At 41.1% G+C, this 19,583-nt stretch carries 15 protein-coding genes and 1 pseudogene; 3 read left to right on the top strand and 13 right to left on the bottom strand.

What is annotated here, in order from left to right; all coding sequences use genetic code 11:
- Positions 1–276: 276 nt before the first annotated feature.
- Positions 277–378: pseudogene (locus tag A3CY_RS23365) on the bottom strand (ATP-binding protein); the annotation flags it as partial.
- A 683-nt stretch (positions 379–1,061) separates the two neighbouring features.
- On the opposite strand from A3CY_RS23365, the gene A3CY_RS0115575 reads away from it, so the two are divergent.
- Positions 1,062–1,688 (top strand): hypothetical protein, encoded by a 627-nt coding sequence (locus tag A3CY_RS0115575; protein WP_018338864.1) that lies wholly within the window; start codon positions 1,062–1,064, stop codon positions 1,686–1,688.
- 645 nt (positions 1,689–2,333) lie between these two features.
- Here A3CY_RS0115575 and A3CY_RS21295 read toward each other — a convergent pair.
- Positions 2,334–2,711, bottom strand: coding sequence for a hypothetical protein (locus A3CY_RS21295; RefSeq protein WP_155828401.1), 378 nt, complete (start codon positions 2,709–2,711; stop codon positions 2,334–2,336).
- 45 nt (positions 2,712–2,756) lie between these two features.
- Positions 2,757–3,644: a protein-glutamine glutaminase gene (locus A3CY_RS0115565; protein WP_040371922.1), complete on the bottom strand. Its 888-nt coding sequence runs from the start codon at positions 3,642–3,644 to the stop codon at positions 2,757–2,759.
- Positions 3,645–4,136: 492 nt separating this feature from the next.
- Here A3CY_RS0115565 and A3CY_RS0115555 point away from each other — a divergent pair, with 492 nt between their 5' ends.
- Together A3CY_RS0115555 and A3CY_RS0115550 are read left to right on the top strand one after the other, a co-directional pair.
- Positions 4,137–5,054, top strand: coding sequence for an IS1595 family transposase (locus tag A3CY_RS0115555; RefSeq protein ID WP_018338860.1), 918 nt, complete (start codon positions 4,137–4,139; stop codon positions 5,052–5,054).
- Positions 5,055–5,178: 124 nt separating this feature from the next.
- Positions 5,179–5,844, top strand: coding sequence for a hypothetical protein (locus A3CY_RS0115550; RefSeq protein ID WP_018338859.1), 666 nt, complete (start codon positions 5,179–5,181; stop codon positions 5,842–5,844).
- An 804-nt stretch (positions 5,845–6,648) separates the two neighbouring features.
- Here the strand turns inward: A3CY_RS0115550 and A3CY_RS0115535 are convergent.
- The 10 genes from A3CY_RS0115535 to A3CY_RS21280 all read right to left on the bottom strand — a co-directional run bounded on the left by A3CY_RS0115535 (position 6,649) and on the right by A3CY_RS21280 (position 19,571).
- Positions 6,649–7,206, bottom strand: a complete 558-nt coding sequence (locus A3CY_RS0115535) for a hypothetical protein (RefSeq protein ID WP_026207741.1) — start codon at positions 7,204–7,206, stop codon at positions 6,649–6,651.
- Between the two features lie 11 nt (positions 7,207–7,217).
- Positions 7,218–8,561 carry an LPP20 family lipoprotein gene (locus tag A3CY_RS0115530; protein WP_018338855.1) on the bottom strand — a complete coding sequence of 448 codons (1,344 nt, stop codon included), beginning with the start codon at positions 8,559–8,561 and terminating at the stop codon, positions 7,218–7,220.
- Positions 8,562–8,586: 25 nt separating this feature from the next.
- Positions 8,587–9,837: a DUF6175 family protein gene (locus A3CY_RS0115525; RefSeq protein WP_018338854.1), complete on the bottom strand. Its 1,251-nt coding sequence runs from the start codon at positions 9,835–9,837 to the stop codon at positions 8,587–8,589.
- An 11-nt stretch (positions 9,838–9,848) separates the two neighbouring features.
- Complete coding sequence (locus A3CY_RS0115520) at positions 9,849–10,763, bottom strand: hypothetical protein (RefSeq protein WP_155828399.1); 915 nt, start codon at positions 10,761–10,763, stop codon at positions 9,849–9,851.
- 38 nt (positions 10,764–10,801) lie between these two features.
- Positions 10,802–11,995, bottom strand: a complete 1,194-nt coding sequence (locus A3CY_RS0115515) for a zinc-ribbon domain-containing protein (protein WP_018338852.1) — start codon at positions 11,993–11,995, stop codon at positions 10,802–10,804.
- A 12-nt stretch (positions 11,996–12,007) separates the two neighbouring features.
- Positions 12,008–12,349, bottom strand: coding sequence for a hypothetical protein (locus tag A3CY_RS0115510; RefSeq protein ID WP_018338851.1), 342 nt, complete (start codon positions 12,347–12,349; stop codon positions 12,008–12,010).
- 30 nt (positions 12,350–12,379) lie between these two features.
- Positions 12,380–14,644, bottom strand: coding sequence for a zinc-ribbon domain-containing protein (locus A3CY_RS21290; protein WP_020518690.1), 2,265 nt, complete (start codon positions 14,642–14,644; stop codon positions 12,380–12,382).
- Between the two features lie 35 nt (positions 14,645–14,679).
- Complete coding sequence (locus tag A3CY_RS23195) at positions 14,680–16,410, bottom strand: C25 family cysteine peptidase (protein ID WP_018338850.1); 1,731 nt, start codon at positions 16,408–16,410, stop codon at positions 14,680–14,682.
- A gap of 12 nt (positions 16,411–16,422) precedes the next feature.
- On the bottom strand, positions 16,423–17,862 hold the full coding sequence (locus A3CY_RS22195) for a murein transglycosylase domain-containing protein (RefSeq protein WP_081619484.1): 1,440 nt from the start codon (positions 17,860–17,862) through the stop codon (positions 16,423–16,425).
- Positions 17,863–18,788: 926 nt separating this feature from the next.
- A complete protein-coding gene (locus A3CY_RS21280; RefSeq protein WP_449374807.1) occupies positions 18,789–19,571 on the bottom strand; it encodes a zinc-dependent metalloprotease in 783 nt (260 codons plus the stop codon).
- Between the last annotated feature and the right edge of the window lie 12 nt (positions 19,572–19,583).

The raw sequence follows: 19,583 nt of genomic DNA, 5'->3' as shown, positions 1-19,583 counted from the left end.
AATCAGTTTTCAAAATGCAATTTTAACCTAAAAAATTATGAGAGAAACATTCGCGATTCTTTTCTACCTCAAAAAAGGTAAGAAAAAAAAGGGAGAATCTAATCCCCCTACCGAAGCAACAATTTATTGCAGATTATCCGTCTGCGGAACACAATTGGAAATTGCCCCCCTGTAAATTTTTCCCAGAAACGGCTAAATTATCTCGTTGTACGCGCGCATAAAATTCTACCGGTATGCCATTATTATTATTAAATTTTATTCACAAATATAGTAATTTTATCTTTTAGCTTGCAATTTTCTAATAGAGTCCCCGTGTAATTCAATTCGAATAGCCTGGTGAACAATCCTATCCAGGACGGCATCTGCAATAGTTTTTTCCCGATATAATCTATTCATTTATCATTTTTTTCATAACTTGTGCTCATCATTCAAATTAAAGATTACATTATAAATTGATTATTCATTCAATTACTTTTTATAACATATAAAACAAATACTATGAAAATACCAATCTTTATAATTTTTTTATTGACACTAACAAGCTCATCTCCTCTAACAAGCTCATTTTCAGATCAAACAACATGGTTTACATCTTGTTTTGACCGACCAACAACGCAAAAAGAAGAAACGTGGTGTGTCCACGCGTGCATGGAAATGACCTTCGGTATTCCACAATGTGTTTCGGTTCACAACTGGATATCTTTTAGAGATGGAATAGTCATCCCAAATGTCGATTGTTGTGATGTTGTAATACCTCCCCATAAATTCTACCCATGTATTAAAAACGCCGGCGTTCCCAGGTACGAGATTCTTCATTTCTTATCACAAAAATACGCACCTATTCAAGGTCAATTGACTACGTTATGGGACTTGCTTTCATACGGTCAAGACGTAAATGTGGCATTTCTATCCTTACACAATTCAAGATGTTATCATCTAGCTGTTCTTTACGGAGTAAAAAAAGTGTCCGATACGTTCTACGAAATCACATATTGTGACCCAGATAGCGGTATATTGTCTACAATAGGAAATCCAAACCCACTAGAAATAATATTTTAACTATGAAAACATTATTATGTATCTTAATTGTTATCAGCTTCATTGGATGCAATGAAATAGATAAATCTCCCAAAAAAGAATTAACGAAAGAACAAAAAAGCATCATTGAATCAATCGTTTCTTTTGCGGACTCACTCGGGAGTAAGAGCCGTTCTTCCAGCACGATGCTTTCCAAAATTGCATCCATTAAAAACAATGACGTGGAGTTCTTGCACTTCTACCGCTTCGATATGGATAAGTTTTATGACGATCCAACGCCCGAAAATCTTCTCTTGTCTTTGTACCAACCTGACGATTTTGCCATGCTTGGTATACAAGAGGAAGGTAGTAAGTCGTACACATTAACAACTGAAAAACAAAATTCCAAGTGGATTCCCTGTACAATGATGCATGATTTTGGAGAAAAAATCCAAAATGTTAAAGCCAAAATTCCCGATGTCGAAAATTCTGATTTCCGAATTTTTCAATTCGAGCATCTTTATTATTTTACTTACACAACCAAAGAAGGACGAGTTTATGAAAATATGCGAGGAAACGTTTTAACTCCCGCAATGATGTGTGACCGCCTACTTATGCTTATCAATTTGATAAAAGAAGCAGCCGAAAAAGGAGATATGCTCTACCTTTAGCTGAATACTGTTAAAAACGCCTCTTTTTTTATGAATTAACTTCATACAAAGGAAACACAACCTGCCATTTTATGACAGGTTGTATTCATCAACATATATAACAACTCCTTATCTCCATATATCTTCTTTATCCAATAAAATGACAGCAACAACACGCTTATACTAGATATGCAAGATTTTTTTTCTTTTTTTGAAGTATTCAAAGAATCAATATCATGATTTATAAATGGAAACACTAAAGCAGAGAAAAGAGTTTCACTCTCTTACCAAGTTTATTAAATCTCGATCATGCTGACGAAATCGACGTAAAATTCACGGAATTAGGTTGTTATTTTGGAATATAGATTGTTTTTTACTTGATTATATGATTAATTTCCCCTATCATTACATCGAGATAATAATGTTGCCAAGACAAGACATTTGGTAGAAAGCAAAGAGTTACTTAAGAGTTACTCCCCTTTGTTCATTGAAATATAACACGTTGAAAGATACAGCAGGAGGGTTCAGTTCCCTCAGCGCCCACCCAAGAGGTTCAAAATGAGCCTCTTTTTTATTTCTCAATTTTTCCACCACAACACTCCTTCTTGGAGAATTTGAAGTTCTTGAAACATTCTCTCTATGAAATAACGCCACCCTTAATTGATACTATTTTTTAGCACTAATAATCTTATATCTATTATTAGAATCTAGCTGAACAATAATACTAATTGATTTTTGTTTTTTAGCACTATATTTTAAAACGTCCATTATTTTCTCAAAATCTTTATCATGAGGATAGACAAAATACGCTTTTGCACTAATCCCCAGGCCAATAATGTAGTATGGAGTAGTACTATTATTCTCATAATAAGATATGGAACTCACTTTTTCCACCAACCATGTATTGCTAATAACTTTATTGTCTTTTTCCATTGATTGTTTTTCTAAAGAATCTTCAACCTGTAAAAGTTTACTATTACCACAACTGGAAATTATTAATGAGAAAATGATCATCATTAATGATTGCAAACATCTTGTTTTCATACAAATAATTTTTATCTATCAAAATTACGAAGCTCAAGAGACACATCAGCACCCCTTAGCATTTTTATACATATCGAGAGTCGTATCTGTGTCCAAATATAAATCATCATACATTGTTTGCCCCCCATTTTTATTCATATAATATATCCCACTATAAGCAGTATATTCAGCTTCTACATAACCACCAAGCGTGTTTTTCCATTCTTCATAAGTTACATCATAGCTATAAGGACAAAGTGCAGGGTCAATCATCATTTGCAGTACCTGATCGCCATACTGGACATAAACCGCCGCCGCAACATGATATCTCCAATAAACATCACAATCGAATTTTGGGGAAGTGATGGAAAAACTTCCATATATAAATACTTTATCACATGCGATTCCCATCCTTTCACACATTCTTCGTACCGCATGTGCACGAGCATAACAACCATCCCCAATGTAATCCCAATTTATAGTTCTCCTAGCTTCCGCCATGAGATCATCAAACTGGCTTATATCTATTGCCCAACCATCAGCTCCCCGTGAAGATAAAGGCGTTATATTTCCTGACACGAAATTTATATGACAATCAGGAGATTCACTTATTTTTCCTATTTCTTTACTATTAGAATTTAGTATCGAAATTTCAAGAGGAGTTTTATCACGCATCGCCTTTTTGAGGTATTCAACACTCTGATAACTCAAATCGTCAGTCAAAGTTATTGAAAACAAGCGCGCACTTTTATGAAATCCGATTGTTGCAACATCACCTTTCACCTCGACTAAATTCGGCACTAAATTGCCAATAGAAAAAAGTTGCTGATTCTTAATCAATTCAAACGTGGTTGTCTGAATAGATTTTTCCATCTCTTCATGATCGCCATTACTACACGAGCAAAATAATAATGCGACCGACATAACTAACATAACAAATACATTTTTTTTCATAATTAATAGGATCAATTTAACATCGCATAATATAGTCATGCTTAATTTGTGTGATAAACAACGACTATATGAATCACTTTCGTGTTACAATCGCCTGTTTAAAGTAAAGACAAACACATGGTATAAAATGTTTACAAAAAATCGATTTATTTTTTCAGCTCTTTTAGATGTCTAGCATATCCTTTCGGAGGTTCTTAAAAAAGAATGGACGGTATTGTTAGAGTAAATTGTGGGAAACCGCCCAGTCTAGGACAAATTAGAATGCAAATGCAGTTCAATATTAGGACAAATCACTACAATACTGTACTAACACCTCCTCTGTTTATAGAGGAGGTGGCGGCGAAGCCGACGGAGGAGTTTTAAGGTGAAAAAAGATTTTTAACACACCCGTGTTGAATGATTATTTATTTTTGGTAACTATATAGAAGATTACACCAAATAAATTTTTCCGACTCCCTTCTTTTTACTATATTTGTTAAAAGAAAAGCCGTTATGTTACAACTAGAAAAGTTCAAGTCATTAGCAGATTTAGACAAATTCTTTCCCACGGAAGAATCCTGCATTGAGCATCTTGAATATTTAAGGTGGCATGACGGCATCCTTTCTCCTTTTGACCCCGATTCAGTGGTCTACCAGTGCAAGGGACACAAATACCGATGCAAGAATACCGGGAAATATTTCAACGTCAAGACCGGAACTCTTTTTGAAGGTTCTAAAATTTCATTAAAGAAGTGGTTCATGGCTGTGTGGATGACCTTATCACATAAAAAAGGCGTTTCATCTTGCCAATTATCCCGTGACATTGGAGTGACACAGAAGACAGCTTGGTTCATGTTGCACCGGATACGTGTTTGCTTCGCTTTTGAAAATGATAGTGAACTCTCCGGCATCGTGGAAGTTGATGAAACTTTTGTCGGTGGCAAGAACAAAAACAGGCACAAGGATAAAAAAGTGAAAAAGTGCCAAGGACGTTCTTTCAAGGACAAGACGCCAGTCATAGGGATGATTGAAAGGGGTGGAAAGGCAGTCGCTCACGTGATTAAAGACACTTCAAAAGAAAGCCTTACGCCCGCTATATTGAATACCGTGAACACTAACGCTACATTGTACTCGGACGAGTGGTGCGGCTATAACAATGTCAAGGAAATTTACGTTCATGATTTCGTGGATCACGGGAAGGGGATATACGGGCACGAGGATGTTTACACGAATACCGTTGAAGGTTTTTGGGGAATAGTAAAGAGAGGTATTATAGGTATGTATCATTATACCAGCCCAAAGCACTTGCAAAAATACATGTGGGAATTTGTCTTCCGGCGTAATACTAGAGAAATGACACCACCGGAGATGTTTAATTACTTCTTGCAAAACACAAATCACAGAATAACGTATAAGGAGTTAGTAGCATAAACTAAATTTTATATGTTATTAGATACAAGCTAATTACTATTTTTATTATAATTATACTATAATTTTAGTTACAATTTAATCAATTAAATCATACCTTTGTAGTAGCATTTAAGCATGAAAAGGTATGATTGAACTTTTGAGAGATATACTTATGAGTCCTGCGGGTTCGTTTGCAACCGTATTATTAATATTCTTATTAATAGGATGGATTTATCATTGGATAGTTGTAAATATCACACAAATAAGATCAGAACATAAGAATAACATGGAAAACAATAAAACAATCATAGATAATCAAGATAAAATTTGCACAAAACTAGAAAATAAGGTTGATGATGTTAATAGATTATTTTTTGATTTATTGAAAGATATTGCAATAATCAAAGGATCAATAGAATCACTTCAAAAAAGTTCGCATGAAAATCTTACCCAAAGTAATAGTCCAATCTCTTTAACGAAAAAAGGACTAGAAGAAGTAAATAAACATAATCTTAATTCTATTGTAGACAATAATTGGAATACAATATATGAACATTTAGAAAAAGATGTTACTTGTAAAAACCCTTACGATATACAAACATATTGTATTGAAACAGCATTTGCAGAACCTGAAAAATTCTTCACAGAAGAAGATTTTTTAAAAATCAAAAGTATTGCTTTTAAAAATGGATATGCCTTAATGTCATATACCAATATATTAGGCGTTTTAATAAGAGATAAGTATTTTGAGCAAAAGGGGATTAATGTTGAAGATGTTGATAAACATGATCCTCATAATGTAAATGTATAGTTTATTAATATTGATTTTTTTCAAATATTGATTAACTTTACATGACAATATATACAAGAAGATGCCAAGTAAAACACCAAATAAACCAACAAAAAAAGTGGCTCCCAAAAAGCCTGCTAAAAAGATCATCCCCAAGAAACCATCCAAGGCTACGGAGATAGATCATATGTTGGAAAGGATGTTGAAATGTAAGCCTAAGAAGAAATAAGGGGGAATGATCCCCCTTTATTTATATCTTTAGTAATCAAAAATAGCAACCCAAATGATAGAAAATACCCATTTGGCAAAATAACAAGCAACATACGTGATAACAACAATCTTCCAGCTTATATCTATCCAATCAAATATTTTTGCAGCTATTATCACGTATGGAAGTATTAAGGTAACGAGCCACATTAGCCAACAAATACCTCCTATTATTTTTAACAGGAATCTCAATATTTCCTCCATATATCATATGTATAATATGTTAGACAAAAGGTGGCACAATAGTCTATACATAAAGCGTGGACCACCATCCCGAACCCTAGGTATCGCCAAACACCTTTGCATGAGGACAGTGATCCACAAAAGAGAATCACCGTGTCCCATGCGTTAAAATTGGCGATTTTAGGGTGCGGACACGCTATATATTTTAGTAATATGTTTTAGTCTTGGCGATTTTTACATAGGCATTTTGTTTAAGTTTAATACAAACGACAATTTAATTCGCTAAATTTAGCCAACGACAAATATATAAATAGATATTTTATTATTATAATTTTACGTACAAAAATTGAATGTGTAATCTAGTATATAATTACCTTATTTTTTTGAACTTTCGTCGATGTGCTTCAAAAAGAGGCGTTGTAACAAATCTTTATCTACTGAAGTAGCTTTATTTTTACCCAATTCCTTGTACAGTTGTTTTAAATAGTCCTCTCCTTTGAGTTCCAAAACAATGTAGTTGATTAATTGTCCGGTTTCCTCATCTTTGCTCCAACGGTCGAATATGATGGCAGCCCCGGCTAGAGTCTGTTTTACCGTTACCTTCGTTTTATCGTTGAGGAGGGATTTGGATTCTGCTGATAAGCCTTCGGATAAAATCGTCGAGTATTCTTCCGTTGTCGCTTCTACGGTTTTGGACAATATTGCTGCCAATTCGGCTGAAGCAGCCATTTGGGCTTTTTTCCGGGCAGACGCCTCGCTGTCGGATCTGCCGGACCCCCATCCCCGAAGTACGCCATCCCCGCTAATGAGATCGGTTCCCGGCAAGATATAAGTGGAAACAGGACTTTTTTCCTGAATCTTTTTTGAAGAACCGCAACTGCTTAATAAAGAAAATATGGCTACAACCATTCCCCATAAGACAAAATGTTTCATAATATTACTTTTTAATTGATTTTGAGTTTTTTGATTTGGTTTGGTAGTTCACGATTCACTCGTTTCATTACTTCCCGCACGCACATCGAGATAGATGCCGTAGCAGACTTGTTTACCGGTACTAACACTTTAATTTGATTTGCTGAATAGTTCAAGAGCATTTGTTGTGTCTTGTTATTGTAAATTTTGAGAACAATCGTGCAATAACAGGTATTCAGGTCATAAACACCCCCAGTTACGACTTCTCCCATGTCTAACTTTGTTGACAGTTCCACGAAGCATTGGGCGTCATCCGGGTCTTCTGACAGGGAAAAATAATTGTTCGTCAGCAAGCTGCTGATCTGGCGTTCACACCCTTCCAGTTCATGATCTTCGCTCACGTGCAGGTAGGCGGTGATGGGTGCGCTTTTCAACGAAATAGTGATTTTGGCAGAGGGCCACGTTTGGTTTTGCAACAGTTGGCGATATGCTTTCGGGAGGGTACTCATGAACGAGTCGTCGATCGTGATGCGCAATTCCTGCACGTCGTCTTTAGAAGTAATGTTGGTCACGTAGAATTCCGCTGTACCCGTGTAATCTGTTTGTATGGCGGGAGAGACCGTGCCATTGCCCACCGCGAATGATGCATTCAATTTTACATTCGGAACAACAACGCCGTTTTTGGAAAGGCATCCGGCGATCGGGTCGGCAATGGCTTTAAAAGCCTCTCCTTCCACCATCGTGACATTGGTCGTGATGGTCATTCCGCTGAATACATTCACGTAAGCGTTATAGAGTTCAACGGGGACATTCACGAATACGCCTCCCGCTTCTGTCGTCAGATCCATGAATACCCACGGTTCCACCGCTTCCAGTCCTTTGCCGTAGAGCTGGGCTGCCTGCGAAAGATTCATGTTTTTTTCTTCGGTACGACCTTTTTGCAGGTAATCCATACCTGTCCTTACCGCTTGTTGCCTGCGTTCTTCTGCCTTCCGGGCATATACTTTTTTATCCAGCGTGTAATACACGTAGTATTTTTGTTCCGACTGGTAGCTCCCTTTCAATTCTTGTCCTTCCAGCCAGGATTCCATCGTGCTATGAATTTTGTCTTCCAACATCTCCCGTGTTTTCCCGTCTACATCCACCCGATGTAAAAAAGAGTTGTTTTCAAGTTTCACGGCAATCTGTGAAACGATGTCGGTCAAGGCATTCTGGGTTGCTTTTTTCATGTAATCGGTTTCCGACAACGAGGCGATACCAATACCGATGTAAGCGTCAGACGAGGTCGGGCGTTGGGTTACCCAGTCTGGTTCTTGTGCCTCCGCGTAGAAAACACTGCATATCGAAAGTAACAAGCCTAAAATGATCTTTCGCATGTTTTTCTTTTTTTATTGTTATTACTTATTGCAAGTCCAGCATCAGCAAAATCGTGTTCCCATCGATGCGGATTGTACCCGAAACGTCTTGCGCTTTGAGCTGGTCGTTCAGTGCCTTAGCGAACTTGGAGGAGGTCATTTTATAACCTTCTTTGTCTTGCTTGGGAATCATCACGTAGTCAAAGATGGCTGATTCATCCATGATTCCTTGTATATGATAATCACCGTCATGCGCGTTGCGATCCAGCCAATTCTGGATAAAGTCCACGATTCTCTCCCCGTTTGAACAACAAGCATCCTGTAAGGAACCCGCTGAATTTTCACTGATGGATATTTGCAAAACGACACGAGCGGGAAGGGAAAAGTTTTTAATGATTTGTTCTAGGAAAGCGGGAAGATGATCTTTTATGGCATAAGAACACAGGGCTTCCGTGTTCGTGGTACGAAAACGATTCGTCCAGCCGTCTTCCGAAGCCCAGATTGTTCCGCTCGCAGTTTCATAGGCTTTCATGACCAGTGCCACGCGGGCATCCTCTGCCGTGTAATCTTTCATCAAGTCCACGGTGACATAAACGTCCGCACCAGAAGACATCAAAAGTTGTTTATCATTGGATTCCGCGGCTCCGGCATTTTCTTCATATTGCCCCCGGCGATGCATGGCATCGATACGTCCTTGTAAGTCAATCGTTTTAATGTCACACGATTCAAGTCCTTTTTGCACGGCGCTTATGGCAATACGACTGTCACTGTCATTTTCCAGGATTGCCTGAAAACTTTCTCCCGTTTTCTTGTAGGGAACCACAATGATGGTCGGTTTGGGATGACGGGGATTGGGTGCTTCCGCGACGGTCTCTTCGTAATGTGTATTTTTTCGTACATCATTGATCAATTGTCGAAGACGCAAGGTGATTCGCGTGGTTCCTTGGAAACGCCCGCCTACTTTCGAGGTTTTAACGGCTTCTTCGGTACTGACAATATAAGCCGTGTAACGAGCCAGGTTGTTGAAGAAAGTATTGGTATATGCCTCGTTGGGCTTGCTAACCAAGGGTTTCCCGTCATTAACACCTTCTACACCCTGAAAGAACAGGGTGTAGATGAGTGATTTGATGGCATCTGTTTCAACTCCTTTTTTACTGTCAGCTATTCCTGCCGAAGAAAAAACGGCGTTCGCCCCTTTTTCAGATTCCAGCGAAACAATCTGAAGATACTCTTGGGCTTTCGCGGAAGTTGTAAAGAGAAGTATCAGAATACCAAGTATGGTTACTATTTTATTCATAAAAAAACGAATTATAATGAGAATAAAGGAGCCACGGTCGCTTTTACTTTCAAGGGCTGTTTCTTTTGAGTTGCCTCGTCAAGAGCCTGAAAGGCGTCCATGGCGGTGAATATCTTTTTGTCCCCCTGCACTACTTTACATTGTGACATGGTTCCGTCAACAACCTCTTCCACTCTCACTCTACCCACCTCGCTGTACGTCGTGCGACCGGCTCTTACGCTGGGAGTTAAAATAGAGAAATAATCTCCTTTCTTGACGCCATGGTCTGAACCTAAGTCAATGTAACACTTCACCAGCTTGTCTTTCTTTACCTCGTAGTCCATGGGAATAACGGTACCTTCCAACGGGAATTCCTTGATCAGGAAGTCCTCGATATCACTTGCAATCATGTTGGTAGCGCTGGCAATGGCTTTTTCTTGTGAATCCGATAAATCCAAAATTTTACCCAACGTACCACCTACTCCGGAAGGAGAATGGTCAAATGTCGCTGTCGCGACTGTCGTTGACGTGGCAACTTCAGTCACGGTTACGGAATACTTCAAAACGCAGGAATACATGGTTTTCCCGTCTTGTTGCTGGGATTTCACGGAGCAAGCCAACACGTTAGCGCTCAGGAGGTAATCGTGGGCAGCCGCGGAAATGGTTTGCGTACGGGCTTTTTCGTCACTCATCGCTTTTTCATCCGTACGGCGTTTTTCTTCCTGCTTCATGGATGACTCGGCGTCTTGGTCTACCAGTTCAAAACGTTTTGTCTTGTTGAGGGCAGCCATAACTGTCTGACGAACTTTGTCGCTGTCCGCGTCCCCAACTCCATTCGCTGTAGTGAAACGTTCAACATACATCCGCGGTTTTTTTACTTCTTGTGCTTTGACCGCCATCACTACCACACACAGTAGAGTCAGGCACGTGAAAATTCTTTTTAGCATAACAATAAAATTTTAATTAGAGGTTAATAGTATATCGTTTACAATTTTGCTTTAGCTTCTTTATTTCCCATATCGGCTGCTTTTTTGAAATTTTTCCGTGCCATCATCCCGTTGCTGGCAACCGTACCGCAACCGTTTTCATAAATTAATCCCAGCATGTAATAAGATTTCGCGCTTCCGGATTTTTTGAAAAGACGAACGGCATCCAGTCCTTTTCCTTCGTCATAAGCGATCTTCCCGGCATCATAGTCCGCATCTTTCTTCTCCACCACGGGTTGTTGTTCTGCTTTTACGGGTTGTTCTTCCTTTTTCACGGAAGTCGTCGCGGGAGGAGTTGCCTCCGGTTTCGCGGCAGGAGAAGATTTTGGTGTAACACACTCTCTTTGTTCTGTTGGAGGTTTCACGGGTGTTTCCGCGGGAGCTTGATCCTTTCTTGACAGGAAAAAATAACCGACAAATACAATGAGTATGACGGCACTCAGGGGTATCCACTTGTTTTTTCCCGTGCCTGACCGGGGAGTGGGGTGAGGGTGCGCACCAGTTAAGGCTCCTACACCCTTTTGACCTGATTCTTGTGATTGAACGGATTCATCCCGGGCAGGAAGGTCCACCACGGCAGGTTGTGTGGCTTTATTTGTCGGCTTGTATGTTTCCGTCATTTCTTTTTCAATATCGGCTTTCGTGTTCTCCACGTCCAGCTCCCTGGCTTTCTGATCCATCATTTGCCGCCCGGCGATGCCGATGTTCCCATTGGTCGTCAGGAGTAATTGCTGGAAAGCAAGACGGTATTCGTTGATGGATTTCTTTTCACATTCCACACAACGGTTCTTTCCTTTTACTTTACAATCAAAGCAAATTTCTTTCCCGCATTTAGGACACCGGGCGTGTCTCTCGTCGAAGGGATTTCCGCATACTTGACAATATTCGGTTCCCTCTTTTCCCATAACGATTGTCGTGTTGTGATGGACTGTGGAAGAATTATCGACACTTGATGTGTTGATATTGGCGTGAGTGGTGGAAGTTTTGTTGATGCCTCCGGTGACGTTTGCACGTGCTCCCGCACCAATAATCGGTTCATCCGTTTCCGAAGGCTTCACTTTGTTCAGCGTGGCCTCTGCACTATTCGTACCGGTATTTGACTCAAACGGAACTTCCGCCCCGCAATCCTGACAAAAGCGTTCATCTGCTTCCAAAGGCTGACCACATTCCGGACAAAATCTCTCTTTGCTCATTACTTTGTGTATTTATTTGTTTTTCTTTTTCAATAGTTTCTTTGATTTGCGGGGTAAAGGAAGTTCGATCGGTTCCCCGGCGGGAAATTCCACCGGTTGAGGGAAAACTTCCGTGCCGTCGTCCAGTAAAATGGAGGTAACGAGAAAACTTCCCGTTTCTTCTTCCTCGTTTCCGCGAATCCCGACGTGCATCCCGTCGTAGGGGATGAAGAACGGGTCGCCCGCCGGTAACATTCCAGCCCGGTAGAGTTTGTATTTTTTCCCGTCATCATCTGTCAGAATGGCTTTTCGACCTTCCGATTTGGAACCGGCATCCAGTAGGGGACATTCCAAGATTCCGTGAATGGTTGTCATATCTTTTAGTCTTTGAATTGAAAAATAGTTTTACTTGATTCCCGCCCCGCAATCCGAACAGAACTGAATTCCAGCTTCCAACGGTGCCCCACATTCAGGACAAGTGATCGACACAACTGTTTTTGCCGCAGGCTGTTGTTGTGCTTGTACTTGTTGTTGCTGAGAGCCTTGTTGTCCTGCTTGCACGTTAGGCGTTTGTTGCGGAATGTTGCCACGGGTCGAGTAATCCAGTGCCCGGTCATAAGCAGTATCCATTCGTCCCTCCTGGCGTAGGATACGTTCTTCACGTTCATGTAACTGGCGATCTTTTTCATCCACTTTCTGGGCTTGAATACCTCCGGTCATGGTCATCATGTCACGCATCATCTGGAACATTTGCGATTGATTTTCCCGGTGTTCGGAATCTCGCGAAGCTCGTTCATTCTCCAAACGGGCATCCAATTCTCGCCGCTGTGCTTCCAACCATTCGCTTGCTTCTCGTTCTGCTTCCGAACTGTACTTATTTTCTGCATACGCAACGGCAGCTTCCCCACCATTTAACGCCCAGACTTTTTCATCGGAAAGTTCTTTGGCATTTTCCCATTTCAGACGTTCCATTTCCTCGGCATTCTTTAGACGGGTTTGCTCCATTTCCGCATCATGCTTGCGTTGATTTTCTTTCGTCTGTTCTTCCGCGTTTTGCATCGCCATGAACTGCTGGAATTGAGTGTCATCATCTTCCCGTTCCATGTCGTGCATACGTTTAGCGTCATTATAGTCCATGTCTCGACCGCGTTGCTCCAAATCCAGATTGGTTTCGGCAACGGTACGTTGTTTTTCAACTTCTTTATAAAAACGACTATCCGAGTAATCGTCATGCAGACCTTGCAATTCAAGTTCTTTCTTGACGATCAGGGTTGCTTTTTCAGCTTCTCCTTCCATGCGGGTACGCTCGAATTCGATGCCGTCACGAAGTTGCATCATCTGGAACAACATACCCCGTTGGTAGCTGTTCGTTTCCAGTTGATCCTGCAACGCATGTATTTCATCTTCCTGAATCAGTCCCGTTTTTGCGATTTCCAGCAGAGCCGCATCCCGTTCGCTGTCGTTTTGAGCCTCGCGTACGATGCGTTCGTTTCTCAGGAAATATTTGAATTTTTCTACCTCTTCTTCATGCAATAATTTGTCATGATTAATCGCTTCCAATTGTTTATCCAAATCCAGATCGGTCGCAGCCTCATGCAATCGTTGTGCATTCACCGTGTCGACCATTCGGTTCTTGAAGTCATTCGTGCGCCGAAGGTAATCCAACTCTTGTTCCGAGAGATAGAGCTCGCGGCTCAATACCCTGAATCGTTCCAGGTCTTCGCTAGTGGCGGAAATCTCGACAATACGCACGACGGAAATCCCGAAGAAAGCTTCCGCCGCAACGGTGTTGATCTTGTCTTTAAGTAACGCATGAAGTTCCTGGGGAATACGGTTGGAGGATAATTCCGTGTCATACAACGTTTCTTGCAACACGTTCCGGATGCTATCCGAGATCTCGTCCACGATGACAGTCGTGTTCAGCATTGGGCGTTCGGTCAGGTAATGAACGATAAATAGTTCCGGGTCCGAAATTTTGAAATAAGCGTTAACTCCCAATGCCATATCAAGGTATCGGGTTTGTATCTTCATCGGGACAAAATCTTTGTAATCGTCAAGTTGCCCTTGCCGGGAACCGAAGAGTAGCGGGAATGATTTATCCAGTAGAATGACAACTGAAAAGGCTGCCCCCTTTTGTGCGTTTTTCAGGATTGAATCCTGTTGCTGCTGGTAGAGCTCTTCCGTTGCTGATTTCTCCTCTTTCTTGCGTTTTTTGAACAGGTTGATGATAAATTCCCAGCCTTTTCGTGGCGTACTCCCGAACGTGGAGGAAGGGGAACCCGTGAAATTGTACGTGCCCCCGCTGATGGAAGCAATCGTGTGCCCGTTGGCGCGGATATAAGCTGTTGTTCCTTCCGGGATAATGATCCCTTGAATATTGTTATAGGAATCGAATTCTGCCTCGTTGATCACGCGGGCTACTTGTCCCGGTTGTATATTCCAATAAATACGTCCTTTGACAGAATTGATGTCTGACGGAGTTTCTTGCGAAGGCGTAGATGTTTTTTCAGTAAGAACTACCCGCTGACCGCATTTAATGCAGAATTTGGCTCCCTGTTTTAACGGGGAACCGCATTGGGTACATGTGGTCGATGACTCTATTTTTTGCCCACAGGAAGTACAAAACTTCACATCCGGACGAAGAACGACATTACATTTAGGACAATTCATAAGTTATAGCGTTTTATGGTTTCACCTTAAGTTTTTCATCTCGTTGTATAAACACTCTTGATTTTCCCGTCCGTGCTTGTCGTGACAACAAAACGGGTCGGGGTTTTCCTTTCGGAAGTCAGGTCGTAATTGAATTTCAACTCTTCCTGTCCGTTGTTATATTTTATTTTTAAAATTTCTTCTACCGGGCGTGGTTTTATACCGTAATTGACATACAGGTGTTGACCGATCATCTCGTGTATCTGGTGAATATTAGCATTCACGGCTCCGCGCACCTGTTCAAGAATAGAGTTACCCCTGTTTCCCGTTTCGATTTTCTCCACCGTGCATCCTATTTTAGCATCTTGAGCAGCTAAAGCATTCTTCCCGGTCGTAAAACGACCGGACTTCAAGCCTGAGCGGGAATCCATCGTGGTTGTAGGGTCCCCGAAAAGATTAAATTCCACGACTGTTAGAGCGGCGTGCGGATCACCCGGTATGGTGCTCCGAAGCAAGACACTACGGGCAATAAATAATGCTTCGGCCGCGGAATATCCTTTCAGGATGGCATCTATAAAATTATTGGCTACTATATCCGCATAACTTACCGGAATGTCTGATGCAGAAGAGGATGAGGAATCAACGGCTCCCCAGGCTACGCGTGATGACCCCACGAAGGTCAACGTGTTTGTAAAGAGGGATGCCAGCATCATGCTGTGGTGCTTGTCCAACCCGATAAAACGTCCCCCGTAACAGGCCTCGCTGATGATGATATTGGGAGCCTCACAGGTCATCATGTGTTCCGGTTCGATGACAGACCAACATCCGTCTTTTTCCTGGTGGAGCATGACGCCAAAATAACCGCGAGCTTCCCGTCCCTCCCCGCCGTGGAGGTTAAAATAGTACAGGGAAGCATTCGTGTGGAAAACCTGACCGACATTTTCCTCTACAACCATGGGAGAAAGAATCAGGCGATTATAGTAGTGATCCGCTGACAGGTAACGGTCTAAATTGCGTAAATAATTACCTTGCAGAAGATCGTTTGCCACGCGGCTTGATACTTTCTTCCAATGGGGATCGCATTGCCCGTAGGCCTCGTTCATCGGGATTCCGTTGGAATAATTGATATCCCGTTCCAGATACCCGCACAAATCTTCTAGCGAGGCATCATTCCCGAACGGTAATCTTCCCACGAAAAATAACTGGTCGTATTTAAACGCTTCCTGACTTTCAAGTAAAGCAAGCATTTCTTTACCGTAGGGATAGGCGTAAAGCATATCCGTGTCAATGCTGTCATCGTTGCTGTCATCCGGGATGTAGTGGTGGATACACGGCATGGGAATAATATCGTTACCTCCTATAATAAATAGGTATTGTGACATTTCGCTTCCCGTTTTCTTCTCCCCATTATGCACATCCATCAGTATATCCATGTAATCCCATAGCGGGCTATTCAGCGTCAAACAAACCGTCTTGTTATTTCCCCAGAAACCGCTCTTCTGGTAAGAGTAGTTACCGGCATCAACGAGTTTATACGAGATACCGTATTCTCGTTTCTGTCTGATAAATTCATCAAGAATGGACAATAAATCTTGCTCGTCAATTTCCATTTTTTCAGCCAGTAAACCCACGTTTGTAAAAATCAACCCGTGAATACCCGTTCCTTGGGATTGAGAGTCAGGAGTGTTTTTCTCGACATGACTGTCCTGTTTTATTTTTGCCCCGCATTCCGGACAAAAATGAATATTCTGATCTTCTATATGATTACCACATTCCGGACAAAACATTGTTATTTCTTTTTAAGGTTTGAGATATTTTTCCCGTCGTTTGCTCACTCCTGAAACGTAATTCCGAGCTTCGCTCGTGCTCAAGCGATTCGTGAGGTGATCATACAACTGTTCGTAGTTACATTTATTTATTAACGGAATCGCTTTCTTCAAATTCGTTGCCCCGGTAAAAGCCCTGCTCACGTTTCCAGCCCCGGTGTTGTACCCGGCGATAACACACAGTCTGCGACAATTCAGGTCGGAAACTGATGCGAATTGATTCATGAGGACACGGAGATAGGCTGTGCCCAACTCGATATTATTGCGAGGAACGAAAAGATAGCTTCGTGTCGGAACCCAACTGGTTCGGTACACGTAGTTGTACGCGTCCAATCCGCCGGAAGTGGGAACCAATTGCATTAACCCGTAAGCGGGAACCCAGCTCGTGGCTTCGGGATTAAAACGGGACTCTTGTTCCATCACGGCAAAAATAAGCGGTTGTTCTATTTGGAAGACTCGCGAGAATTCTTCCACGAATTCTTTGTAGAGAGTTGCGTTTTTCGAAAGGTTGTCTGAAACGAGACTCATTTGGATCTGTACCACTTGGCGTACTTTCCCGTCGTCCCCTTTTACTTTAACGGTCTCTTTTTTGCTTTGCGTGACAATCGCTTTAACGATAGAAGCTTTCTCTGCATCCTTTTGCCATGTCTGTACTTTTTGTTCGGCTCGCCGGTGGGCTTCCTCACGCTTGCCTGCAAGAGGATTATCGTTGCCCTTGTTACCTTCTTCTTGTTTGCGGCGAGCCATCGTTGTCCCCGTCGTGTCTGTGGTTACTTTTCGTGTTTGGCTTTGATTGAGAGATAGTTTTTTCCCTTTCACTGTCGGCGTGGGCGGTGCTGCACGAGCGGGAATTGGATCTTTACCCGTTGAAACCAATGATGTATCAGGTCGGTACATGGAAAAGTCTACAAGACCCTCCAGCACGGGAGCTGTAGTTAAGGGCTGTGACACGTCAACGGAAGACAAGTAGGGGCAAGTCGATCCCCGGCTGCTCAAAATCTCCTCAATAGCCGCGGTGAGACGGGCATTTATCACAGTGGGATCTGTCGTGCCGTCATCCTCAAGTGCTACTTCCACGAGAATTTTTCCTTTGTCAAAATCCACGATGGAACGACTTTGGTAATCATCACTATATTCAACCCATTGGGTCGGGGTGTTATCTATAATGCTGTCGTTCCCCCACGTTTGTTTGATAGAGCGGGTATAACGGGAATAGTCAGCACGTGCCTGCGCCTCGTATTTTTCGTATTCCTCACGTGCCTTCTTACTGTATGCTTCAAAATCAGAAACAGCCTGTGTTGCCTCCTTTTCAAATTGCTTACGAATTGAATCAACGGCAGTCGTACCCGTTGACTGGGCATAACTACCGACAGATAACATCATGATACATAGGATAGATGTATATCTTTTCATGCTTAAATAATATTTTAGTTTTACTTCCGCACCACAATGAAATTCTTATTGATCAAAATCTTTTAGTGCCTATCAAAAAAAGATCGTCATTAAAAAAACATTGCAATATACAAACATTTTTGTTAATTGAAAATTTTTTAATTAATAATTATTATTTCATCAAAACTGAGAGTTAAATAAAGAGTAAAAGCAAAATTTATTTTTCCATTTATTGTGTTATTAATTGATCATTAATTGATAGCGTAAAAAAAATATTGAGTTGCGCATTTAGACAATTCACAATAGGCTATGTGTCACTAAATAAAAATATGTAATACAAATTTTTCTATTAAAGAAAATATTATTATTTTTGTATTGCATTAAACGATCGTATAATGATATTTGGGATGGGAAGGAAACGAAGGGCAAAAGTCTTTTTTCTACAACACCTTCGGGTAGGGTGTCCAAATACTATTCACAGATTGAATCCTTAAATTTACACCGTCTAATAATCGCACAAAAATTCATTCATGATTACGTTGATTACATGTAGACGCCATGTTATAAAGATACGTCAAAAAATTACAGAAAAGCTTCTTATGCTCTTTTTTCAAAGAAATATCAATGATAATAAAATTAGTTCATTTCATGTAATATTTAGAGAACGAACTCAACCTCATCGTAATACAAAACGAAATTGTTTCTACGGTTTCTGATACCCGCAATTAATTCCGCTTTGCCAGTATTCATATTCGAGCACACTTTTCGCTGACAAATATAAAAAAAGTTAAAAAACTTTCTTTCAATGATCTATCATATTTTACGAGAAGTATTATTTCAAGGTGAAAAATAAGATCGTTCACCAACTTCATTGAATACTTAGCGCGGGACAACAAAAAGAGCGTACCATGGACTGGCACGCTCTCCTTGTAGAGAAAAATAATATTTTATTTACTTAATGCTTTTATTTGAAGCAAGATTGATTGATAATGAGCTCTATCTGCTGCATTCGCACCAGCAAGTCGACTCTCTATCAATTTTTGAATCCGATTCAACATATCTACATTGTACCCCAGAGATTCGTCAATGGTATCAACTTTCACGGCTCTCTGCCACCCGTAAGGATCCGCACCGAAGACATTGTATGTTGCAATCTGGCATGCCACCAGACCTTGACCGTATTCAGCCTCGAAAGCTTTCAACTGATCCCGGTAACGACGCACGTCGCCAGTTTTATCCATACCCGACTCAATCACCTCATCTATGGAAAGTTCAATTGCAGGAATCATATCGCCAAAGCCAGTGATTCCTTTCTTCGGGGCAATAGCTTTTCCTACAACGTCAGCCCCTTGAGCCACGCAAAGTCTTTGCATTAATTTATCGCCATCAGTTAGTTTTCTATTTTGAATTGTCGGTTCCCAAATTCCAGCATACAAATCATCATAGTAATCCTTAACCGTGTAAGGATTTTTTGACAAATGAGCCGTCAATGTAACCCTCGGCGCAATAGTAAATAATGCTTTAGCCACAACACCCTGCAANAGCGTGGAATATTTCGGGGCGAATATTTTTTGATCCAAAGCTTTGTCATTCAACCAGTCGCTATCTCTCAATTGCTTGATAGTCCAACGCATGGAAGCCCGTTGAACATCACGGGATACCGGCTGGTAACGCTCTACCGGGGTCCCTTCTTTTACAGGATTCAGGTAAACTCCACCCACCTGGCACAGGACGTTTGAAAT

This window comes from Butyricimonas synergistica DSM 23225, assembly GCF_000379665.1.
Classification (GTDB): domain Bacteria; phylum Bacteroidota; class Bacteroidia; order Bacteroidales; family Marinifilaceae; genus Butyricimonas; species Butyricimonas synergistica.
The sequence above is the reverse complement of the archived record's forward strand: the minus strand, read 5'-3'. Positions and strand labels throughout refer to the sequence as shown.